The organism is Hyphobacterium vulgare, from assembly GCF_042643335.1.
Lineage (GTDB): Bacteria > Pseudomonadota > Alphaproteobacteria > Caulobacterales > Maricaulaceae > Hyphobacterium > Hyphobacterium vulgare.
Genome location: NZ_JBHRSV010000026.1, coordinates 1 through 20,089, shown reverse-complemented (window position 1 = coordinate 20,089; position 20,089 = coordinate 1). Strand labels below are relative to the sequence as shown.

Genomic DNA, 20,089 nt, shown 5'->3' with positions numbered 1-20,089 from the left:
ATCTATAATTTCGCACCATGCAAACTTGTAATTTCGCACATTACAAATATATAATTCCGCATCATCGAGCATGGGAGATGCAATGGGAGCCGGGCAAACCATTCTGCCGCGTTGGCAAGCAGACCAGATTTCAGAACGCCTGCGCGACCGCCGCGTCCTGCTGCTTGCCGGTGCGCGTCAGTGTGGAAAGACGACGCTCGCCAGACAGATGCGCAGCGACGCAGCTGAATATATCACGCTCGACGATCCCGGTGCACGGGAGTCCGCGCGGGCCGATCCGCTCGGTTTCGTGCGCAGGCGGGCGCGTACGCTGATCATTGATGAAATCCAGCGCGTTCCCGATCTTTTGCCGGCGATCAAGCTGACCGTTGACGAAGACATGAGGCCGGGACAATTCCTGCTGACCGGATCGGCCAATCTCGCGACGATCCCCCAGGCCAATGAATCCCTCGCCGGACGGATTGCGAAGATCCGTCTGCGCCCTTTGTCCGCCGGTGAGCAGGCACAGGCCGGGCGCCGGTTTCTGGAGCGCGCCTTTGAGGGAGATTTCGCTCGAACCCCGATTGCCGTCACGCGCGACGAAATTGTGCGCCGCGCGCTTGCTGGCGGCTACCCCGAGGCGATCGGATTGAATGCCAGCGCCCGGCGCCGCTGGCACCAGGATTATATCGGGGCGCTGCTTGAGCGCGATCTGAAGGACATCACACGCGTCCACCGCCTCGACGCCATGCGAAAACTCGTCGAGATCACTGCGGCCTGGTCGTCCAAATTGATGAATATTGCCGATATCGGTGCCGGCCTCTCGATCAGGCGCCCGACCGTGGAAGCCTATCTCGGGGCGCTGGAGGCCCTGTTCCTGGTCGATCGGGTGCCGGCATGGACAAGAGGCGACTACGAACGCGTCGGACGGAAGGACAAGCTTTTCATGGCCGACAGCGGCCTGATGGCGTCCATCCTGAATTGGAGATCCGAGGAATCCGCATTGAATGCCGACAGGATCGGCAAGCTGATCGAGACCTTCGTCTACAATCAGATCGCGCCGCTGACGGAGTTGTCGGACGAGTATCGCCTCTACCATTACCGCGACCGGCTGAAACGAGAGATCGACTTTCTGGTCGAGCGCGAGAGCGACGGGGCTATCCTGGCGGTGGAGGTCAAGGCTGCGCTGTCGGTCAAGGGCGAGGACTTCAGGCACCTCCGCTGGTTCGCAGAGGCCATGATGGACGGGCGGCCCTTTACCGGCATCGTGCTCTACGCTGGGAAGGAGGTCCTCTCATTCGGTGACGGGATGTCAGCCGTTCCGATCAGTGTACTGTGGGCAGATTGATTCAGGCCCGGATTTATCTAGGATTCAGGGATGAAGCGCGCGCAGTTCGGTGATGAATGGCGGGGTTACGAGGGCTCCGCTGATATCGAAACTCTGATGAAACGCACAGGTCAATTTATGAGAGCTTTCGAAACTAATTTTAATATCATTAGATATTTCATCATTGCCTGCGCGGCGATTATTGTGAGTAGTTGTTCCGGACCGCGATTAATTGCAGAGAACGCCTATTTATCAACGTATTCAGAGCATCCTAGATATTTAGGAGATTCTATTAATGCCGAGCGTCGAATGTTTATATTGGAATTCACTTCGACCTCGAATAGTAATATTATAAATGATGGATATATTTTTGCGTTGATATTTCCATGCGATTACAGACAAGCTGAGACCGTGAGCGGTATTGAATATCGCTCGTTGACAAATGGCCGAATATACTCAGCATTTTTATTCGAAGACGAATATGAAAGTTGGGAAAGTGGACAGACAAATGTTTGTCTACAAACCAATCGATCGGTCTTCCCTGGATCGAGATCCAACGTAATCGAATTCACAGTCACGCCGCCTACACATTGAACCGGAAGTGCATGACGTCGCCGTCCTGCACCACGTATTCCTTGCCTTCCTGGCGCAGCTTGCCGGCCTCGCGGGCGCCGGCCTCGCCATTCGCCGCGACGAAGTCGTCATAGGCGATGGTTTCGGCGCGGATGAAGCCCTTCTCGAAATCGCCGTGGATCACGCCCGCGGCACGCGGCGCGGTCCAGCCCTTGCGGATCGTCCAGGCGCGCGCCTCCTTCGGGCCGACCGTGAAATAGGTGATCAGGTCGAGCAGCGTGTAGCCGGCATGGATCATGCGGGTCAGGCCGGTTTCCTCGAGCCCCAGCGCATCGAGATAGTCCTTGCGCTCTTCGGGGGCGAGCACCGCGATTTCGGATTCGATCTTGGCCGAGATCACGACGCAGGGCGCGCCTTCGCCCTTGGCATATTCCTCGACGCGGGCGGAGTGGGCATTGCCCGTCGCCGCGCTCTCCTCGTCGACATTGGCGATGTAGAGCACGGGCTTGGCGGTCAAGAGCTGCAGCATGCGCCATTCGCGGCGCTTGTCGGCGGGCACATCGGCGCGGCGGGCCGGGCGGCCTTCGCGCAGTTCCGCCAGCGCCAGCTCGATCAGGATGATCGCTTCCTTGGCGTCCTTGTCGCCGGTCCTGGCCTTCTTTTCCAGATTGGGCGTGCGCTTCTCGAGGCTTTCCATGTCGGCCAGCATCAGCTCGGTCTCGACCGTTTCGAGGTCCGCGATCGGATCGACCCGGCCCTCGACATGGGTCACGTCGCCGTCCTCGAAACAGCGCAGCACATAGGCCACCGCATCGACCTCGCGGATGTTCGCTAGGAACTGGTTGCCGAGGCCTTCGCCCTTCGACGCGCCGCGCACCAGACCCGCGATGTCGACGAAATTCATCCGCGTCGGAATGATCTCCTTCGACCCGGCGATCTTCGCCAGCACGTCGAGGCGCGGTTCCGGCATCGCCACGTCGCCGACATTCGGCTCGATCGTGCAGAAGGGGTAATTCGCTGCCTGCGCCGCGGCGGTCTGGGTGAGGGCGTTGAAAAGCGTCGACTTGCCCACATTCGGCAGGCCGACAATGCCGCATTTGAAACCCATGGAAATACCCTTCTGGCAATCTGGAAGCGGGCGAGGGGTTAGACCGGCCTCACCCGGGGGTCAATTCAGGTGTCAGCGTCGCTATTGCCGCCCGGCGCGGGGGCAAGGTGCGTCACCTTCGTCTGGAAGGCGTCGAAATCGCCCGCCGCGAGCAGGGGCAGGGACCGCGAGATCGCGTCGAGCAGATCGCCCGCCCAGGCCTCGTCGGCCTTCGGGATGTCGGACAGAACCCAGTTCGTGACCTGCGCCTTGTCGCCGGGATGGCCGATGCCGATCCGTCCGCGGCGCACATCCGGCCCGACATGGGCGGCGATGGAGCGTAGCCCGTTGTTTCCGGCATGGCCGCCGCCGGTCTTCAGGCGGAACTTGCCGGGCGCCAGATCCAGCTCGTCATGGAAGACGACAATGTCTTCGGGTGGGATCTTGTAGAAATGCGCGGCGTCCAGCACCGACCGCCCGGCCTCGTTGTAATAGGTCTGGGGTTTCAGCAGCAGCACCTTCACCGGGCCGTTGGTCGTCGCCACACTGCCTTCCGCGGTCAGGCCCTGAAAACGCGAACGCCACGGACCGAATTTCCAGTCCGCGGCGATCGCATCAAGGGTCATGAACCCGATATTGTGCCGGTTGCGCGTGTATTTCGCGCCGGGATTCCCGAGACCGGTAATCAGCAGCATGGAACCGCTCCGCTAGGTCCGGTGTGATCCGGCGCGGCGTCGCGGAAGCCGGGATCAGTCTTCCGACTCGCCCTCGTCGCCTTCGGCCGCTTCGACGTCGGCTTCATCCGCATCCGCGGACACTTCGCCTTCGCCCTCTTCCGATTCCACCATCACGCGGGCGCCTTGCAGCGTCGCGATCGTGAAGTCACGGTCGGAAATGGTCGGCTTCACGCCTTCCGGCAGGGTGACGTCCGAAATGTGGATCGAGTCGCCGATTTCCTTGCCGGTCATGTCGACCACGATCTCTTCCGGGATCGAGCCGGCCGGGCAGGACAGTTCCACCGCGTGGCGCACGATGTTCAGCACGCCGCCGCGCTTCAGGCCGGGCGACTTCTCTTCATTGATGAAGTGAACCGTCACTTCGACGTCGATGACGGTGTCTTCCTCGACGCGGAACAGGTCGATATGCAGCGGCTCGTCGGTCACCGGATGGAACTGGACGTCCCGCGGGATGACCGGCTGGGTTTCCTTGCCGTGCTGCAGCGTGACCATGTGGGACAGGAATTTGCCCGTATGGATCGCCTTGCGCAGGACATTGGCCTTCACCGCGATGGAGACCGCACCGCGCTCGCCACCATAAAGAACGCCAGGCACCATGCCTGCACGGCGAGCCGCGCGGGCGGCGCCTTTGCCGGTGCCTTCACGCACCTCGACGGGGAGAACGATGTCGCTCATCAATCCGGTCCTTCGAAAAATTTCGTATCAAACGCGAACGCCGCAGTCTCCGATCGCCCGGAACCGCAGCATCCGAGGACGCACCGGGTTGCCCCGGCGCGTTTGAGCGGCGGCTAATAGCCGATCCCGGCAGGGCGTGCAACCGTCCCGATACGCGAAAAGCCGGTGCGTCGCAGCACCGGCTTTCCCGTATGTGGCGGACCTGCGGCCCGCCGTCGATGTCAGGCCTATCCGATGGAGGCATACATCTCGTCGGCGGCCGCCATGTATTCGTTCCAGCTCAGCGCGGAATCATTGTCCGAGTTGAACGCGTCGAAACGATAGGCGCGACCGCTGTCGGACTGCCAATGGCCCCACTCCTCGCGAGAGACCATGCCGTTTCCGTCCATGTCGATCGCGTGGAACAACTGTTCCAGCCGAGACGTGCGGTCCATCCTCATTGACGCGGTCCGAACCATCGGATCATTGTCGACGCGAACATCGGCACGGATGCCTTCGGTACCGGTCGTGCGCGTATCGCGCTGCCAGTCGCCCTGCGGTTCCGGGTCGTCGGAGAAGTCCTCCTCGACCCAGTCGTCATTGGTCAGGCGCGGGCCCATCGTGCCGGACGTGTCCACGCCGTCATCGTCGTAGAAGTCCTCGCTGCGCTGGACCCGGTCCTGACGCGTCGGGCTTTCATTCATGTAGGCATTGTCGGGGTCTTCGTACTGCGCGATCGCTGCCGGGGTGAATGACAGCGCCGCCACTGCACTCATCAGAGTCATGCGGGTCATGGAATTCGCTCCTTGGTATGCGCACCAGTATCGGTGCCGTATGCCAAGGCAACGGGACCCCCGGGGGGTGATGTTCCGCGACGGAGGGGATTTTCTCAGTCGAACAGTTTCGACACCGATTCGTCGTTGGCGATCCGGCGGATCGCTTCGCCCAGCAGCGGCGCGATCGAGATCGCGCGGACCTTGCCGCTTTCCGATCCGGCAGACGCCGCAGCGATCGAGTTGGTGCAGACCAGCTCGGTCAGTTCCGAATTCCGGATCCGCTCATGCGCCTTGCCGGACAGCACGCCGTGCGTGACATAGGCGGCCACCTCGGTCGCGCCGCGCGCCTTCAGCTCGGTGGCCGCATTGCACAGCGTGCCGCCGCTATCGACGATATCGTCGAAGATGATGCAGCGTCGGCCGGACACGTCGCCGATGATGTTCATCACTTCCGATTGCCCGGCCTTCGGGCGGCGCTTGTCGACGATGGCGATGTCGGCACCAAGGCGCGTGGCCAGGGCGCGGGCCCGAACCACGCCGCCGACGTCCGGCGACACCACCATCAGGTCCTGCGACTTGTAGGTCCGGTTGATGTCGTCCTCGAACACCGGCGTCACGAACAGATTGTCGGTCGGGATGTCGAAGAAGCCCTGGATCTGGCCGGCATGCAGGTCGAGCGTCAGCACGCGGTCCGCCCCGGCTTCCGCGATCAGGTTCGCGACCAGCTTTGCGGTGATCGGCGTGCGCCCGCCCGTCTTCCGGTCCTGCCTCGCATATCCGAAATAGGGAATGACCGCGGTGATCCGCTTCGCGCTCGCGCGTTTCAGCGCGTCGATGCAGATCAGCAATTCCATCAGATGGTCGTTCGCCGGATGCGAGGTCGACTGGATGATGAAGATGTCCTCGCCGCGCACATTCTCGTCGATGCGCACGAAGATCTCGCCGTCGGAAAAGCGCTGGATCTCGGTCGTGGTCAGCGGGGAGTCGAGATAGTCGGCGATTTGCCGGGCCAGTTCCGGATTCGAGGTTCCGGACATCAGCTTCATCGGAGTGCGCCCCGCCATGGCAACCTCGCTTCGTTTGGTCCGCCGGTCACGTATCAGAGGCGGGCGCGTATTTGAACCGCCAATTCATCCGTGCGCGTCGAATCCCGGCGGCTGTGGCAATCCGGGCGACGAAATCGCGATCACCTTGAACAGATGGCCCATCTGCTCTGCGTCCGTCAGCCGCCAGAGCTGGCGGGCGATTTCGGCTTTCCGGTCCGGATTGGCGCGCAGCAGGGCCGTGGCCCGCACCTCGATTCCCATCCGGATCAGGAAATCGGCCTGCGTCACCGGCCCGTGCACGTCGAGACCGGCGTCCTGCGCGGCGCGGGCGAGGCTGACGAAATCCACCCGCGCGGTCAGGTCGGCCGTGCCGGGATCGGCCAGCGGGTCGACCTTCTCGTGCGCCTTGATCGCCTGCAGCGTGTCGCCTGCTTCCGGATCGGCCGGGCCGTAGTCGACGAATAGCGCGCGTCCGGGATGCCGCGCGAAACGTGCCGCCAGCGCGTCGACCACTTGCCGATCGCCGGGGCGCAACTCCACCAGACTGTCCTCGGGCGACTCGCGCAATTCCGGCGCGATCAGGTCGATGTCGGCCGGGGTCAGCTGCGGCCCGGTGGCGAAAGCCAGCTTCGCTTCGTCGTCCGGATCGAGGCCGACCATGCGTTCACGCCAGACGCCGTCCTGCTTCACCGCCTGACGCACGGGCAGGCAGTCGAGGAATTCATTGCCGAGGATCACGGCGGGACCGCCGGGAATCTGCTCCAGCCGGTCAGCCCAGCCGGTCATAACACCGGACGGGGTCAGCGTGCGGCCCTGCACCATCTTCAGTGCCGCGCTGGCCTCGACCAGCGTCACCTCGACCGCATCACCGAAGCCCGGTGCGGCCCGTCCGGCGCGCAGCGCATCGGCCATCATCGCGCCCGTCCCCGGTCCCAGCTCGGCAAGGCGGACGGGCTTCGGCTGCCCCAGATCCATCCAGGCCTGCACGCACCACAGCCCGATCAGCTCGCCGAACATCTGGCTGATCACCGGCGCGGTGATGAAGTCCTCGCCCGCGCCGATCGGGTTCTTGGTCGCGTAGAATCCGTCGCGCGGATCGAACAGCGCTTCGGTCATGAAGGACGCGACGGAAACCGGCCCGTCGCTCGCGATCCGATCGCGTATGCGCTGGCCGACCGGACTCACGCTTTTTCGGTTTTCCCGGTTTCGCGTACCGCCGGGGCCGGGACTGGGCCTTTCTTCCAGGCCCGCCAGATCAGCCAGGCGCCGATGAAGATCATCGGGATGGAAAGCAGCATGCCCATCGTGACATAGCCTTGCAGCGCTTCGGGCATGTGCCGGTCCGGCTCGCGCACGGTTTCGAGCAGTGCCCGCGACAGGCCGTAGATCAGCAGGAACAGGCCGGCATTCATGCCCGGCCGTGCCAGCGAGCGGAATTTCCACGTCGCGATATTGATCACCGCGAAGATCAGAACGCCTTCCAGCGCCGCTTCATAAAGCTGGCTCGGATGCCGACAGGCGCCCAGCGGATCGTTGGCAAACTGCATCGCCCAGGGCACGTCCGTCGGCCGGCCCCAGAGCTCGCCATTGATGAAGTTCGCAAGGCGGCCGAAGAACAGGCCGATCGGCGTCACCACGGCGGCGGCATCACCCACCCGGAACAGATCCAGCTTGCGGTTGCGGCAGGTGAAGAACAGCGCCAGCGCCACACCGATCAGTCCGCCGTGGAAGGACATCCCGCCTTCGACGATGCCGGTGACGATCCACAGGGGCCGCTCCCAGATCGCGTCGAACTGGTAGAACAGGACATAGCCCAGCCGTCCGCCGCCCACGACACCGATCGTGACCCACAGGAGAAGGTCGTCGATATCCTCGACATTGAACGGTGTGCCGCGCGGGGGCACGCCTTGCGGCACATAGAGTTTCGGCCGCCGCGACAGAGCCACCATGTAGCGCCAGCCCAGCAGCAGGCCGGCGATGTAGGCCACGGCATACCAGCGCAGCGCGAACGGCCCGATCTGGAAAATCACCGGATCGATCAGCGTGAAGGGCGGCAGGCATTCGTTCATGGCGCGTCCGGAGCTGTGTGCGGTTCGCCGCATTGCGTCGGCGGGTCAGGCAACGCATATAGGAGGCGGAACACTTAGCCAATGGCACCGGTATGCAGACCCGTAATCCGCTTCTCAACGATTTCGCCGAGCTGATGAGCGATGCCTTCGCGGCGGCGCAGGCCGCCGGCGACGAAGCGAAGACAGCATTCAAGGCGCAGATGCGCCGTGCTCTGGCCGAGATGGACCTCGTCGAGCGCGAGGAGTTCGAGGCCGTCAAGGAAATGGCGGCCCGCGCCCGCGCCGAAGCCGAGGCGCTCGCCAGGCGCGTCGAGGCGCTCGAAGGCGGCCAGAAGCCGGCGGGGAAGCCGGGCGCGAAAGCCGCTGCGAAGACCGCAAAGCCGGCGGCTCGGACACGTCCACGCGCGGCGACGCGCAACCCGCCGGCGCGCAAGGCTGCGAAGCCGAAGAAAGACTGATCCCGCACTCATCCACAGGCCCGTCCGGCAGCGCAGTTGCGTGCACGCCGGTTACGGCCCTACCGTCTTGCTGTAGCGCGCGATTCGACCGCGCGCGCCTAGGAAGGGGAACCCGATATGGAACTGGCTCCCGAATACGCCACCACGATCATCGATCCGCTCGATTCCGTCGAGCAGGCGGTGATTGGCGAACAGCTACCCTATGAACGTGATGACGCCGGCGAACTCCACATGAGCGCACCCGGCGCGTGGCGCGACCACCAGATCTGGTTCGCCTGGCGGCCGGAGCTGGAGGCGATCCATATCTGCTCGAGCCTCGACCTCAAGACGCCGCCCAACCGCTTCCGCGAAGTGTGCGAACTGGTGTCGCGCCTGAACGAGAAACTGTGGTTCGGGCATTTCGATGTCTGGGCCGAGGATGGCGGCATCCTGTATCGCCACGCCATTCCCCTGCCGCACGGCGAATCCCTGTCTCCGGGCCAGGCCGCAGCCCTGATCCAGGCCGCGCGCGAAGCCGGTGACCGCTTCTACCCGGCCTTCCAATACCTCGTCTGGGGCGGCAAGTCGGTCGAGGAAGCGGCACAGGCGGCGATGTTCGAAACCGCCGGAGAAGCATGAGCGATCCTGCAAAGCCCGGACGGACGGTTCTCATCGGGGCAGGGCGCATGGGCGCGGCGCTCGCCTCCGGCTGGCTCAGGAAGCGCGGCGCGGTCGACCCGGAAAACCTTCTGATCGTCGATCCCGGCCGCAACGAGCACTGCAAGGAACTCGTCGCGAAATTCGGGCTGAAGCGCGTGCCGGAACTCGGCCCGCGCATGGCGAAGGACGTCTCGACCGTCGTGCTCGCCGTGAAGCCGCAGCAATTCGACGAGCTCGGTCCGCATCTGGGTGAAATCCTTCCGCAAGACGCCGCCGTGATCTCGGTCATTGCCGGCATCTCGATCCGCCGGCTGAAGAGCGCGCTGGGCGATCGCCCGATCGTGCGCGCCATGCCCAACACCCCGGCCGCGATCGGCAAGGGCATTACCGTCGCTGTCGCCAGTGATGCGCCCGCCGCGGTGAAGCGCCATGCGGAAAAACTGCTCAAGGTCGGCGGCCCGGTCGAATGGATCAGCGATGAGCGCCATATGGGCGCGGTCACTGCCCTGTCCGGCTCGGGTCCCGCCTATGTCTTCTTCATGGTCGAGGCGATGGCCGGGGCCGGCTTCGCCGAAGGCCTGCCGCGCGAACTGGCGGAACGGCTGGCCCGTGAAACCGTGATCGGCGCGGCGGCCCTGCTCGCCGAGAGCTCCCAAAGCCCGGCAGAGCTGCGCCGCGCCGTGACCTCGCCCGGCGGCACGACCCAGGCCGCGCTCGACGTGCTGATGACCGGCCTGCCGGACCTGATGCGCAATGCCGTCGCCGCCGCCGAACGCCAGTCCCGCCGCCTCGGCGGCGACAACGGGCGGTAGACCTCACCACACGCCGGTGATCGTTTCGCCCTCATAGAGCTCGGCGATCCGCCGCCTGGCGCCGCCGACAATCCCGTCGGGCAGGGCGCCGGGGTGGAACCAGCCGGTCTCGGCGATCTCATGATGCGCGGTCATTTCGCAGTGTGACCAGTCGCGCACCCGGAAGACGGCGACGTGGTCGCCGCGGAACTTCGCTTCATTGGAATAGACCCCGACCAGTTCGGGATGGCCCGCCGGATCGATCCCGGCTTCCTCGCGCAACTCCTTGCGCAGCGCGTCATAGATCGTCTCGCCGCGCTCCACGCCGCCGCCCGGGAAATGCCAGCCGGCGACATAGGTGTGCCGCACCAGCAGGATGTTGCCGTCGGGATTTTCGACAATCCCGCGCACACCGAGCGTCATGCCGCGGCGCATCCGCCACCAGCGCTGGATGAAGGGACGGATGACCGGTTCGGCGCCTATCCTGAAATTCACCGGTTTTCCTTCACATGCCTGCTGCGGACTGCTAGCCCGGGCGCTCTGTCCGGGTTATGAACCCTGCCACGTCTGTCTGTTCTGTGTGAGGAAAACCGCATGGCCGCCCTTGTTGTCTTTGGTGTCTGCTTCGGCGTTTTCGCGCTGCTCAACCTGATCGAATACAAGCGTCTCGACTAGAGCCCGGCCCGGCTTTCCGTCATGACGCTGCTCGCAGCTTTCGCGCTCATCCTCGCCGGCATCATCGCCTTGCTGTTCGGCGGGGACTTCCTGATTCGCGGGGCGACCTCGCTCGCGAAGAAGTGGAATGTGCCGTCGCTGCTGATCGGCCTGACCATTGTGGCTTTCGGCACATCCGCGCCGGAACTCGTCGTCTCGATCGACGCCTCCCTGTCGGGCTATCCCGGCCTCGCCATCGGCAATATCGTCGGCTCGAACATCGCCAACGTGCTCTTCGTGCTCGGCCTGCCGGCGATCTTCGGCGCCATCGCCACGCAGGCGCCCGGGGTCAAGCGGAACGCGGTCTTCGCCCTCGTCGCCACGGCGGCGATGATCTGGGTTGGCTGGGATGGCGGCATCCAGCTCTGGGAGGGCGGCGTTCTCGTCGCGCTCATCATTCTCTTTGTCGGCTATATGGGCGTTCTCGCGCGCAGGAAGCCGGACGATCCCCTGATCGCCGAACTGATCGAGGCCGATGACGGCCCCGGCCTGCCAAAGTCCGGCGCTTCGATCGCGCTTTTCCTCATCATCGGCCTCGTGGCGCTGCCGCTCGGAGCCCACATGATCGTGTCGGGCGGCACGCGCGCGGCCGAACTGCTCGGCGTGCCCGACGCGGTGATTGGCCTGACCGCCGTGGCGATCGGCACCTCGCTGCCGGAACTCGCCGCCGTGATGGTCGCGGTGATGCGCCGCAATGCGGAGCTGGCGATCGGCAATGTGCTCGGTTCGAACATCTTCAACATCTTCGCCGTCGGCGGCGGTGCGTCGCTCGCGGTCGGCCTGACCGGCGGCACGCTCGCCGTGCCCGAACAGATCATGGCGTTCGACGTCTGGGTCATGCTCGCCGCCGCCGTGGTGCTGGCGCTCTGGGTCTTCGCCGGCCGCGCCGTCGGCCGCCTGACGGGTCTCGTCTTCTTCGCGGGTTATTGCACCTATGTCGCCGCGCTGGCCTGGATGAATCCGGTCGACCTCGGCGCCGTCGGCAGCCAGATCGAAATCGAACTCGAAGAGGCCGCGGAATGATCCGCATGTTCGCCGTCCTCGCCGCTCTGGGATTGACGGGTGCCGCCCATGCCGGTCCCGACGATTTCAGCTACGGCCCGGTATTCGAGACTTACGGCCGCGTCGCCGAAGTTCCCGATGCCGAGGCCCTGCCGGCCGATACGGTGCTGCGGGTCGCCTTCGACATCGCCGAGGGCGCCGAGCCGGGCGAGGTCAGCCGCCGGATCGACAGCGCGGCGCGCTTCATCAACATGCACGCCCGCGCCGGTCTCGAACCGATGAATGTTGAGGTCGCCATCGTGCTGCACGGCCGCGCGGCCTGGGATGTGACGACTACGGACTGGTATGCCGCGCATCAGGACGGTGCGCAGAACGCCAATGCCGAACTCGTCGCGCAGCTGATCGATCTTGGCGGCGTGCAATTCTTCGTCTGCGGCCAGACCGCGGCCTATTACGACATCACCGGCGAGGATTTGCTCCCGGGTGTCCGGATGTCACTCTCGGCGATGACGGCGCACGCCCTGCTGCAGCAGGACGGCTACACGCTGAACCCGTTCTGACAGGGCGCTACTTCTTGCGGAAGCGCGTCAGGCCGACCGATTCGGCCTCCTTGTAGACATCCATCTTGCGCGTCGTGACCGCGGCGGCCAGCACGTCGTCGGGCGTCAGCGCGGCATCCAGAATCGCCCCGCACAGGGTTTCCTGAAGATCGAATTTCCGGTCGTTCAACGCGCGGATCGCATTGAACAGATAGTCGTAATCGACCACGGTCTGGATCCGGTCGGTCCCGTCCCAGCCCTTCGCCGACACCACCGTCACCACATCGATCCGCACGCGCTGACGGCGGCCGCGTTCATGGTCATGAATGCCGATCTCGACATCTACGACGACGCCGTCGAGCCGGTAGACGAAGACGTCATTGCCGCCGGACTGGGTCAGGGCGTCTTCAATGATCTGGGCGAGATTCACAGTTTGGCATCCTTCCGCACGGCGGGGTCGAACATCACGTCGCGATTGCGGGAGTCGAAATGCTGCCCTCCGTCGACCAGCAGGGTCGACCCGGTAAAGGACGGCGTGTCGAGGATGAATTGCAGCGCGCGCACCAGGTCTTCCGGTGTGGAACCGCCCTGCATCGGATTGTGTGTATGCGCCCGCTCGAACTCTTCTTCGGTCTGATCCCCCGAAGGCAGGGTGATGCCCGGTGCCAGTCCGCACACCCTGACGTCAGGCGCGAAGCTGCGCGCCAGCAATTGCGTCGCACCGTGCAGGGCCTGTTTCGCGACGGTGTAGGAGAAAAAGTCCGGGTTCAGATTCCACAGCTTCTGGTCCAGCATGTTGACGATCACGCCGCTGTCCCTTCCCTTGCCGCGATGCGGCCGGGCAAAGGCCTGAGCCAGCAGGACCGGCGCTTTCAGATTGAGGTCGATCGTTCGGCTGAACTGATCCGGATCGATCTCGCCGGGCTGGTCGTATTCGAAAATCGACGCGGAATTGACCATGAGCCTCATGGGCCCCAGCCGCGATACGAGCCCGTTCATGAAATCCGGTACGCCGCGCCAGTCCGTCAGGTCGAAGCCGGCGCACTCTGCCGACATCCCCTGCGCGGCGAGCGCATTGGCAAGCGCTTCGCCGCGATCGACCGACGCGTTCGCATGGATGACGACGTGAAACCCTTGCTCGGCCAGCGCCCGCACGAACACCTCCCCAAGACGGCGGGCACCTCCGGTCACCAGGGCAACGGGTTTCATGCTGTCTCCTTCCGCGGCACGAACAGCTGTGGCGCGTCACCCACCACCGCGCGCAGGAAGAAGAGCAGATCCTGAGCGTAATAAAGCTGCTGGCGCGATGAAATCAGAAAGGCGTCGTCGAGTTGCCGGATCAGCACCAAGGACCAGCACGGAAAGCCGGGTGCATCGGACTCGCCGATGGCGGGATTGACCTTGTAGCCTTCCGCCGAAGCGCCTTCGATCGAGTGCCGGAGCGCATCGAGTATCGCCTCGCGCTCCCCGCGATCCTTCGAGACGTAGAGCACGATATTGATCTTCCGCACATTGAGTTCCGCCTTCATCCAGACGCGGAACCCGCGCTCGCCCGGCAACTCGATGTCATAGAGCGCGATGCAGCTGTCGGCGTTCTTGCGCACCCTGACCTTCGTCTTCGGTGCGATGCGCCGGCTGCGGCGGGACGTGCCCGGATCGGAAAAGTCGGGCTGAGGATTGTCGAAAAAGGCGAGTGTCTGCGGCAAGAGCCGGGTCAGAAAGGCATCGGTCCGGTGCCTGAGATGGGCCGCGTCTCCCTGCGCGAATGACACGACGAACACGATCAGCAACAGCGGCAGAAGCACGCCGATCAGGTAGAATGAAGCCTCGATCCAGTCAGGTCTTTCGGCACTGTCCAGCAAGGCCCCGACGGTGAGAAACAGGCAAAAGCCAAGCAAGGCTGTCAGGGCGAGGACGATCAGCGTCCGCACCCAGGGCGGAACGAAGACGTTCGCCAGATTCTGGAAGAGTTCCATTGTGCTACGACGCCTCGCTGGGTTGCAGAGTCTGTCTAGCGCGTTGCACGGTCGCGGCAAAACCGGGCATGGGTCCGGCGCGCTCTGCACCGAGGCGCTTGCCTGCACCCGTCACGAGGGCGATTTTGTCCGCCATGAAAGCCTCCCGTCCCGAACGCCCGCCGATCGAAGCGGCCGACAGACCCGCCCCAATGCCCGAGGGCGCGGCGAAGCTGTCCGGCCCGGACATCATTGCGGGCTATGTGAAGAACCTGCCCGGAAAGCCGGGGGTGTACCGCATGTACGGGGCGGATGGCGAGGTTCTCTATGTCGGCAAGGCCCGGAATCTGAAGAACCGGGTGTCGAACTACGCCAAGTCCGGCGGGCACACCAACCGCATCGCCCTGATGATCGCGCTGACAAGGTCGATGGAATTCGTCGTGACCGCGACGGAAACCGAGGCGTTGCTGCTGGAAGCCAACCTGATCAAGCGCCTCAAGCCGCGCTTCAACATCATCCTGCGCGACGACAAGTCCTTCCCCTACATTCTCGTGAGGAAGGATCACGGCGCGCCGCAAATCCTGAAGCATCGCGGCGCACGCAAGGCCAAGGGCGAATATTTCGGCCCCTTCGCCAGTGCCGGTGCGGTGAACCGCACGCTGAACACGCTGCAGAAGGCCTTCCTGCTGCGCACCTGTTCCGACAGCGTCTATGAGGGCCGGACCCGGCCCTGCATGCTCTACCAGATCAAGCGCTGTTCCGGTCCGTGCGTCGATCTCGTCTCGCTCGACGACTACCGCGAACTCGTCGGCGAGGCCGAGGCCTTCCTGCGCGGCAAGTCCAACACGTTGCGCGAGGAGTTGAGCGCAAGGATGCAGGCCGCGTCCGAGCAACTCGACTTCGAGACCGCCGCCCGCCTGCGCGACCGGATCCGCGCCATCGCCGCGGTAACCACCGATCAGGGCATCAATGCCGAGGGCGTGGAGGAGGCGGACATCGTCGCGCTGGCCCAGGAAGGCGGGAAGAGCTGCGTCCAGGTCTTCTTCTACCGCGCCGGCCAGAACTGGGGGAACCAGTCCTTCTTCCCGCGCCACGAACAGGATTCGTCGCCGGAAGACGTGCTGTCCGCCTTCATCGCACAATTCTACGACGACCGCCCCGCACCGGGTCTGATCCTGACCTCGCACGCCCTGCCGGAAGGCGAACTGATCGCCGAGGCGCTGACGCTGAAGACCGGCAGGAAAGTCACACTCCATGCGCCGTCACGCGGCGAGAAGCGGAAACTGGTCGAGCAGACGCGGCGCAATGCCGAGGAGGCGTTGTCGCGCCGCCTGTCGGAAACCGCGACCCAGACCCAGCTTCTGAAAGGCGTGGCGAAAGTCTTCGGGCTTGCCGATCCGCCGCAGCGCATCGAGGTCTATGACAACTCCCACATCCAGGGCACGAATGCGCTGGGGGCCATGATCGTTGCGGGTCCCGAGGGTTTCATGACCAACCAGTATCGCCGCTTCAACATGAAGCCCGAGGATGTCGGCACCAATGACGACTTCGCGATGATGGATGCGATGTTGAAGCGCCGATTCTCGCGCATGCTGAAGGAACAGGACCAGGGCGCGCCGGTGCCCGATCTGGTCCTGATCGACGGCGGCAAGGGCCAGCTCTCGGCATCGCGCGCGGTGTTGGAGGAGCTGGGCCTGTCGGACATTCCGCTCGCCGCCATCGCCAAGGGTCCGGAACGCGACGCCGGACGCGAAGCCTTCTACATGGATGGCCGGGCGCCGTTCAAACTGCCGATGAATGATCCGGTGCTTTACTATCTCCAGCGCCTGCGCGACGAGGCGCACCGTTTCGCGATCGGTGGGCACCGCGCCAAGCGCGAACGCGCCATCCGCGACAACCCGCTCGACGGCATCCCCGGCGTTGGCCCGTCGCGCAAAAAGGCCTTGCTGGCGCATTTCGGATCGGCCAAGGCCGTACGCGGCGCGGCGCTTTCCGACCTCGAAGGGGTGGAAGGGGTCTCCAAAGCCATGGCAAAACGCATCTATGACTGGTTCCGCGATGCTTAGATCCCTGCCCAATGCCCTGACCGTCCTGCGCATGGCGTCGGCACCGGCCGGGGCCGTGCTGATGATCCTCAGCTATGGCAGCAGCGAAGGCCGGCCCTTCGCGGGGATCGACCTGTCGGCCTTCCAGGAAGAGGCGGACGCGCTGGCACTGGCGGCGATGATCCTGTTCGTTCTTGGCGCCCTGACCGACATGTTCGACGGATGGCTGGCGCGCGCACTGAACGCCGTAACGCGGGCCGGGGCCTTGCTCGACCCGATCGCCGACAAGGTCTTCGTGGCCTTCTGGCTGTTCGTCTGGGTCTGGATCCTGCCCTTCAATCTGATGTTCGTCGTGCCCGCCGCCGCCATCATCGCGCGGGACATCATGCTGACCGTGATCCGGCTTCAGCGCCTGGGGCAAGAATCGGTCCCCATTCCCGTCAGCTTCGACGCCAAGATGAAGACCACGGCGGAATTCATCACCTTGGCCCTGCCCTTCCTGGCCGGCGTGCTGGCCGTCAACGGCGTCGGCCTGACCGACTGGTTCTTCATCGAGATCTGGATGTCCTTCCTGTGGTTCTCCGCGGCGCTCAGCCTTTACACGGCGATCCGCTACCTCCTGCCCCGGAAACGCGCATGAACGCCCCCGCGGATACCGAGCCGCACCTCCTCATCGTCGATGATGACGACCGCATCCGCTCGCTGCTGAAGCGTTTCCTCGCCGAGCGCGGCTTCCGCGTCACCACAGCGCCGGATGGGGCCAGGGCGATGTCCTTGATGAAGGGGATGGCATTCGACCTTCTCATTCTCGATGTCATGATGCCGGGCATGGACGGGTTCGAACTGACCGGCGCGGTGCGCGAGAAGGGCGATGTGCCGATCATCCTTCTGACCGCGCGCGGCGAGGCCGACGACCGCATCCGGGGGCTGACGCTGGGTGCGGACGACTATCTGCCCAAGCCGTTCGAACCCGAGGAGTTGGTGCTGCGCATACGGTCGATCCTGAAGCGTGCCCGGCCGGCCGGACCGGCGCATGTCAAGGTCCGCTTCGGGTCCTGGGAATACGACCTGCAGCAGGAAACCCTGTCGCGCGCCGGTGCGCGGACCCGCCTGACCGGCGGCGAATCCGCGCTGCTCTCGGCGCTGGCCGCGACGCCGTCGAGGGCCGTCAGCCGCATCGCCCTGTCCGACAAGACCGGCGGCGGCGAACGCGCCGTCGATGTTCAGGTCACCCGGCTGAGGCGCAAGATCGAGCGCGACCCGCGCCAGCCCCTCCATATCCAGACCGTGCGCGGCGAGGGCTACAAGCTGATCGCCGACGCCGTCTTCGAGGACCGGGGCTGAGCGTGGGACCGCTCAAGCGATTCCTGCCGAAAGGCCTGTTCGCCCGGTCGATGCTGATCTTCGTGCTGCCGGTCATGATGATGCAGGCGCTGATCGCCTGGGCCTTCTTCGAGGAGCATTGGGAGACCGTCACCAGCCGTCTGTCGGAAGGCGTGGCCGGTGATGTCGCCATGATGACGCTGCTGTTCGAACAGGTCGGCGAGGACGAGACCGCCTTCGCGCCCTATGCCCGCAATGCGCGCGAGACGATGCGGCTCGACGTCGATTTCCGGCCCGGCGACACGCTGCCGACCAGCCGCCGGACCTCCTTCTTCCGCACCCTCGACCGCACGCTGCGCCGCGCGCTGACGGCGCAGATCGACAAGCCCGTCTGGTTCGATACCACCCGCTATCCCAACTATGTCGACATCCGCGTCCAGACCGAGACCGGCGTGCTGCGCTACATCGCCTACCGCGAGCGCGTTTTCGCCACGACCGGCCACATCTTCATCCTGTGGCTATTGGGTGCCACGGCGATACTCACCCTCATCTCCGTCATCTTCATCCGCAACCAGGTCAAGCCGATCCGCCGGCTCGCCGACGCGGCGGAGCAGTTCGGCCGCGGCCAGGACGCCGACTGGTTCAAGCCGGCCGGCGCGCGCGAAGTGCGTCAGGCGGCCCATGCCTTCCTCGAGATGCGCCGCCGCATCCAGCGCCATATCGACCAGCGCACCGGCCTGCTCGCCGGGGTCAGCCACGACCTGCGCACCCCGCTGACCCGGCTGAAACTCCACCTCGCCCTGATGCCGGAAGGACCGGATCGGGAAGAGGCCCGGCGCGACGTCAGTGAGATGGAGCAGATGCTGGAGGAATACCTGACCTTCGCGCGCGGCGAGGCGGGCGAGGAGACGCAGGTGACGGACCTGTCCGCCCTCGTTGCCGAGGCGGTGGCGGATGCCGGGCGCACCGGCGCGCGGATCGACCTGAAGGCCGCCGGCGCGGTCGAGGCCGCGGTACGCCCCGGCATGGTCAAGCGCGCGGTCGCCAACCTCGTCGCCAATGCCGCCGCGCACGGCGACCGGGTGGCGGTCAGCCTGCGCCGTGCCGGCAGCCGGATCGAGATCCTCGTCGATGATGACGGCCCCGGCATCCCGCCGGAGCGCTATGAGGAGGCGTTCAAGCCGTTTTCGCGCCTTGATGACTCCCGCAACCAGAACCGCTCCGGCGTCGGCCTCGGCCTCGCCATCGCCCGCGACGTCGCGCGCAGCCATGGCGGCGACGTCACCCTGTCGCAGAGCCCGATGGGCGGGCTTCGCGCCAGCCTGTCGATTCCGGGCGGCTGAACGACAAACGCCCCGGCCGAAGGGCCGGGGCGAGTTGGGTCGTCACTCGAAGGGATAAGTGTGCGCCCTCGAGGATTCTTCCGCTTGAGGAGAGTGACGGACCGGATCCCTGCGAGGGATGAGTGGGACCCGGCCCGCCGTCTCAAGGAGCGCACACTTGCGAAACTAGGGGCCGGCCGCTGAACGCCGCCTGACGGACGCGGACTTTGTTTCGCCACGCTTGCGGCGGGATGGCCATTCTCCTGTCAGGGGAGGGCCGCCGGGCGAATTCGTGTTTCCGGTTTGCCGAAACCCTTAAGCTGTGGTTAACTTTGACACATGCGCCGGGGGGCGGTGCAACAGGACCGGAGTTTCTGATCCTCATGAAACGACTTCTCATTGCCACCGCACTGGCCGGCCTGATGGCCGGACCGGCGCTCGCCGACGGCATGGACAATGCCGTGGGCAATACGGTTCGCGTGATCATCGACGACGCCGGCAACGGCTTCGACGCCTATTTCGACGCCGACGGCGCCTATTCCGACAGCCTCGGGCGCTCTGGCGCGTCCTGGACCGTGTCGGGCAGCGAGCTTTGCCTCAATCCGCCCGAAGGCGCGATGAATGAAGACGGCACGCCGGCCACGGCCTCCTGCGGTCCGTGGAACCCCGATCTCGCAGTCGGGGACAGCTGGCAGACCGACGGCTGGGGCGACGGCATGATCACCATTTCCATTCTCGAGGGCCGCGGCCACACCGCGCCGACGCCGCCCGTACCGGGAACGGAATAGACAGACTCGCGTAACTACCCCTCCATCTCGGGGCGGCCCCTACTCCTTCACGGGACAACGGGCCGCCCCTTTTGTTTGTGCGCGCAGGCGGGGATGCAGTTTTTCCTTCTCCCCCCGGGGGAGAAGGTGCCCGAAGGGCGGATGAGGGGTTTTCTTAAAGTCACCCCTCACCCCGGCCCTCTCCCCCGAGGGGAGAGCGACTGTCTTGGCGGTCAAGCGTTTTGAGGCTGCCATGGTGTTTGATCCCTGACGATGGCGTTGAGGA

The 20,089-nt window shown here is 64.8% G+C and carries 23 protein-coding genes; 11 read left to right on the top strand and 12 right to left on the bottom strand.

Going from position 1 to position 20,089, the window contains the following annotated elements:
* The first annotated feature begins 82 nt into the window (after positions 1 to 82).
* A complete protein-coding gene (locus ACFOOR_RS11855; protein WP_343165129.1) occupies positions 83 to 1,327 on the top strand; it encodes an ATP-binding protein in 1,245 nt (414 codons plus the stop codon).
* A 562-nt stretch (positions 1,328 to 1,889) separates the two neighbouring features.
* Here ACFOOR_RS11855 and ychF read toward each other — a convergent pair.
* From ychF to lgt, 7 genes are all read right to left on the bottom strand, one after another.
* On the bottom strand, positions 1,890 to 2,987 hold the full coding sequence (ychF, locus tag ACFOOR_RS11850; RefSeq protein WP_343165128.1) for a redox-regulated ATPase YchF: 1,098 nt from the start codon (positions 2,985 to 2,987) through the stop codon (positions 1,890 to 1,892).
* Between the two features lie 65 nt (positions 2,988 to 3,052).
* Entirely contained in the window at positions 3,053 to 3,661 is a 609-nt protein-coding gene (gene pth, locus ACFOOR_RS11845; protein WP_343165127.1) for an aminoacyl-tRNA hydrolase, read from the bottom strand.
* 54 nt (positions 3,662 to 3,715) lie between these two features.
* Complete coding sequence (locus ACFOOR_RS11840; protein ID WP_343165126.1) at positions 3,716 to 4,378, bottom strand: 50S ribosomal protein L25/general stress protein Ctc; 663 nt, start codon at positions 4,376 to 4,378, stop codon at positions 3,716 to 3,718.
* Positions 4,379 to 4,605: 227 nt separating this feature from the next.
* Entirely contained in the window at positions 4,606 to 5,151 is a 546-nt protein-coding gene (locus ACFOOR_RS11835) for a hypothetical protein (RefSeq protein WP_343165125.1), read from the bottom strand.
* Between the two features lie 95 nt (positions 5,152 to 5,246).
* Positions 5,247 to 6,179: a ribose-phosphate pyrophosphokinase gene (locus tag ACFOOR_RS11830; protein WP_343165226.1), complete on the bottom strand. Its 933-nt coding sequence runs from the start codon at positions 6,177 to 6,179 to the stop codon at positions 5,247 to 5,249.
* A gap of 84 nt (positions 6,180 to 6,263) precedes the next feature.
* Complete coding sequence (locus ACFOOR_RS11825) at positions 6,264 to 7,364, bottom strand: class I SAM-dependent methyltransferase (protein WP_343165124.1); 1,101 nt, start codon at positions 7,362 to 7,364, stop codon at positions 6,264 to 6,266.
* Positions 7,361 to 8,248 (bottom strand): prolipoprotein diacylglyceryl transferase, encoded by an 888-nt coding sequence (gene lgt, locus ACFOOR_RS11820; RefSeq protein WP_343165123.1) that lies wholly within the window; start codon positions 8,246 to 8,248, stop codon positions 7,361 to 7,363. Before lgt ends, ACFOOR_RS11825 begins: the two co-directional genes overlap by 4 nt.
* A 92-nt stretch (positions 8,249 to 8,340) precedes the next feature.
* Between lgt and ACFOOR_RS11815 the strand changes: the two genes are divergently transcribed.
* The 3 genes from ACFOOR_RS11815 to proC all read left to right on the top strand — a co-directional run bounded on the left by ACFOOR_RS11815 (position 8,341) and on the right by proC (position 10,157).
* Positions 8,341 to 8,706 carry an accessory factor UbiK family protein gene (locus tag ACFOOR_RS11815; protein WP_343165122.1) on the top strand — a complete coding sequence of 122 codons (366 nt, stop codon included), beginning with the start codon at positions 8,341 to 8,343 and terminating at the stop codon, positions 8,704 to 8,706.
* A 117-nt stretch (positions 8,707 to 8,823) separates the two neighbouring features.
* Positions 8,824 to 9,324, top strand: a complete 501-nt coding sequence (locus ACFOOR_RS11810; RefSeq protein WP_343165121.1) for a type III secretion system chaperone family protein — start codon at positions 8,824 to 8,826, stop codon at positions 9,322 to 9,324.
* On the top strand, positions 9,321 to 10,157 hold the full coding sequence (proC, locus tag ACFOOR_RS11805) for a pyrroline-5-carboxylate reductase (RefSeq protein WP_343165120.1): 837 nt from the start codon (positions 9,321 to 9,323) through the stop codon (positions 10,155 to 10,157). The genes ACFOOR_RS11810 and proC overlap by 4 nt, the downstream gene beginning before the upstream one ends.
* Before the next feature lie 3 nt (positions 10,158 to 10,160).
* Here proC and ACFOOR_RS11800 read toward each other — a convergent pair whose 3' ends face one another.
* Positions 10,161 to 10,631 carry an NUDIX domain-containing protein gene (locus tag ACFOOR_RS11800; RefSeq protein WP_343165119.1) on the bottom strand — a complete coding sequence of 157 codons (471 nt, stop codon included), beginning with the start codon at positions 10,629 to 10,631 and terminating at the stop codon, positions 10,161 to 10,163.
* 201 nt (positions 10,632 to 10,832) lie between these two features.
* Here ACFOOR_RS11800 and ACFOOR_RS11795 point away from each other — a divergent pair, with 201 nt between their 5' ends.
* Complete coding sequence (locus ACFOOR_RS11795; protein WP_343165118.1) at positions 10,833 to 11,873, top strand: calcium/sodium antiporter; 1,041 nt, start codon at positions 10,833 to 10,835, stop codon at positions 11,871 to 11,873.
* Complete coding sequence (locus ACFOOR_RS11790) at positions 11,870 to 12,412, top strand: DsrE family protein (protein WP_343165117.1); 543 nt, start codon at positions 11,870 to 11,872, stop codon at positions 12,410 to 12,412. The genes ACFOOR_RS11795 and ACFOOR_RS11790 overlap by 4 nt, the downstream gene beginning before the upstream one ends.
* Positions 12,413 to 12,419: 7 nt before the next feature.
* Here the strand turns inward: ACFOOR_RS11790 and ACFOOR_RS11785 are convergent, their stop codons facing one another.
* Genes ACFOOR_RS11785 through ACFOOR_RS11770 form a run of 4 tightly spaced genes read right to left on the bottom strand, consistent with a single transcriptional unit; the run spans position 12,420 to position 14,503 of the window.
* Positions 12,420 to 12,821 (bottom strand): dihydroneopterin aldolase, encoded by a 402-nt coding sequence (locus tag ACFOOR_RS11785; protein WP_343165116.1) that lies wholly within the window; start codon positions 12,819 to 12,821, stop codon positions 12,420 to 12,422.
* Positions 12,818 to 13,600, bottom strand: a complete 783-nt coding sequence (locus ACFOOR_RS11780; RefSeq protein WP_343165115.1) for an SDR family oxidoreductase — start codon at positions 13,598 to 13,600, stop codon at positions 12,818 to 12,820. Before ACFOOR_RS11780 ends, ACFOOR_RS11785 begins: the two co-directional genes overlap by 4 nt.
* Entirely contained in the window at positions 13,597 to 14,367 is a 771-nt protein-coding gene (locus ACFOOR_RS11775; protein WP_343165114.1) for a hypothetical protein, read from the bottom strand. Before ACFOOR_RS11775 ends, ACFOOR_RS11780 begins: the two co-directional genes overlap by 4 nt.
* A gap of 4 nt (positions 14,368 to 14,371) precedes the next feature.
* A complete protein-coding gene (locus ACFOOR_RS11770; protein ID WP_343165113.1) occupies positions 14,372 to 14,503 on the bottom strand; it encodes a hypothetical protein in 132 nt (43 codons plus the stop codon).
* Here ACFOOR_RS11770 and uvrC point away from each other — a divergent pair.
* The 5 genes from uvrC to ACFOOR_RS11745 all read left to right on the top strand — a co-directional run bounded on the left by uvrC (position 14,502) and on the right by ACFOOR_RS11745 (position 19,824).
* Positions 14,502 to 16,412: an excinuclease ABC subunit UvrC gene (gene uvrC, locus ACFOOR_RS11765; RefSeq protein ID WP_380214623.1), complete on the top strand. Its 1,911-nt coding sequence runs from the start codon at positions 14,502 to 14,504 to the stop codon at positions 16,410 to 16,412. The two genes, ACFOOR_RS11770 and uvrC, sit on opposite strands and share 2 nt — an antisense overlap.
* Complete coding sequence (locus ACFOOR_RS11760; RefSeq protein ID WP_343165112.1) at positions 16,405 to 17,031, top strand: CDP-alcohol phosphatidyltransferase family protein; 627 nt, start codon at positions 16,405 to 16,407, stop codon at positions 17,029 to 17,031. The genes uvrC and ACFOOR_RS11760 overlap by 8 nt, the downstream gene beginning before the upstream one ends.
* The gene (locus ACFOOR_RS11755) at positions 17,028 to 17,735 is read left to right on the top strand and encodes a response regulator transcription factor (protein WP_343165111.1); all 708 of its coding nucleotides are present in this window, start codon (positions 17,028 to 17,030) and stop codon (positions 17,733 to 17,735) included. The genes ACFOOR_RS11760 and ACFOOR_RS11755 overlap by 4 nt, the downstream gene beginning before the upstream one ends.
* Before the next feature lie 2 nt (positions 17,736 to 17,737).
* Positions 17,738 to 19,057: an ATP-binding protein gene (locus ACFOOR_RS11750; protein WP_343165110.1), complete on the top strand. Its 1,320-nt coding sequence runs from the start codon at positions 17,738 to 17,740 to the stop codon at positions 19,055 to 19,057.
* A 362-nt stretch (positions 19,058 to 19,419) separates the two neighbouring features.
* Positions 19,420 to 19,824: a hypothetical protein gene (locus ACFOOR_RS11745; RefSeq protein ID WP_343165109.1), complete on the top strand. Its 405-nt coding sequence runs from the start codon at positions 19,420 to 19,422 to the stop codon at positions 19,822 to 19,824.
* Positions 19,825 to 20,089 lie beyond the last annotated feature (265 nt).

What these genes read in the sequence shown, in the direction of transcription:
- ACFOOR_RS11780 (WP_343165115.1), bottom strand. Translation starts at nt 13,600, where the DNA reads ATGAAACCCGTTGCCCTGGTGACCGGAGGTGCCCGCCGTCTTGGGGAG.
- ACFOOR_RS11840 (WP_343165126.1), bottom strand. Translation starts at nt 4,378, where the DNA reads ATGAGCGACATCGTTCTCCCCGTCGAGGTGCGTGAAGGCACCGGCAAA.
- ACFOOR_RS11745 (WP_343165109.1), top strand. Translation starts at nt 19,420, where the DNA reads ATGAAACGACTTCTCATTGCCACCGCACTGGCCGGCCTGATGGCCGGA.
- ACFOOR_RS11790 (WP_343165117.1), top strand. Translation starts at nt 11,870, where the DNA reads ATGATCCGCATGTTCGCCGTCCTCGCCGCTCTGGGATTGACGGGTGCC.
- ACFOOR_RS11835 (WP_343165125.1), bottom strand. Translation starts at nt 5,151, where the DNA reads ATGACCCGCATGACTCTGATGAGTGCAGTGGCGGCGCTGTCATTCACC.
- proC (WP_343165120.1), top strand. Translation starts at nt 9,321, where the DNA reads ATGAGCGATCCTGCAAAGCCCGGACGGACGGTTCTCATCGGGGCAGGG.
- ACFOOR_RS11775 (WP_343165114.1), bottom strand. Translation starts at nt 14,367, where the DNA reads ATGGAACTCTTCCAGAATCTGGCGAACGTCTTCGTTCCGCCCTGGGTG.
- uvrC (WP_380214623.1), top strand. Translation starts at nt 14,502, where the DNA reads ATGAAAGCCTCCCGTCCCGAACGCCCGCCGATCGAAGCGGCCGACAGA.
- ACFOOR_RS11830 (WP_343165226.1), bottom strand. Translation starts at nt 6,179, where the DNA reads ATGAAGCTGATGTCCGGAACCTCGAATCCGGAACTGGCCCGGCAAATC.
- pth (WP_343165127.1), bottom strand. Translation starts at nt 3,661, where the DNA reads ATGCTGCTGATTACCGGTCTCGGGAATCCCGGCGCGAAATACACGCGC.
- ACFOOR_RS11855 (WP_343165129.1), top strand. Translation starts at nt 83, where the DNA reads ATGGGAGCCGGGCAAACCATTCTGCCGCGTTGGCAAGCAGACCAGATT.
- ACFOOR_RS11760 (WP_343165112.1), top strand. Translation starts at nt 16,405, where the DNA reads ATGCTTAGATCCCTGCCCAATGCCCTGACCGTCCTGCGCATGGCGTCG.
- ychF (WP_343165128.1), bottom strand. Translation starts at nt 2,987, where the DNA reads ATGGGTTTCAAATGCGGCATTGTCGGCCTGCCGAATGTGGGCAAGTCG.
- ACFOOR_RS11810 (WP_343165121.1), top strand. Translation starts at nt 8,824, where the DNA reads ATGGAACTGGCTCCCGAATACGCCACCACGATCATCGATCCGCTCGAT.
- lgt (WP_343165123.1), bottom strand. Translation starts at nt 8,248, where the DNA reads ATGAACGAATGCCTGCCGCCCTTCACGCTGATCGATCCGGTGATTTTC.
- ACFOOR_RS11755 (WP_343165111.1), top strand. Translation starts at nt 17,028, where the DNA reads ATGAACGCCCCCGCGGATACCGAGCCGCACCTCCTCATCGTCGATGAT.
- ACFOOR_RS11815 (WP_343165122.1), top strand. Translation starts at nt 8,341, where the DNA reads ATGCAGACCCGTAATCCGCTTCTCAACGATTTCGCCGAGCTGATGAGC.
- ACFOOR_RS11770 (WP_343165113.1), bottom strand. Translation starts at nt 14,503, where the DNA reads ATGGCGGACAAAATCGCCCTCGTGACGGGTGCAGGCAAGCGCCTCGGT.
- ACFOOR_RS11795 (WP_343165118.1), top strand. Translation starts at nt 10,833, where the DNA reads ATGACGCTGCTCGCAGCTTTCGCGCTCATCCTCGCCGGCATCATCGCC.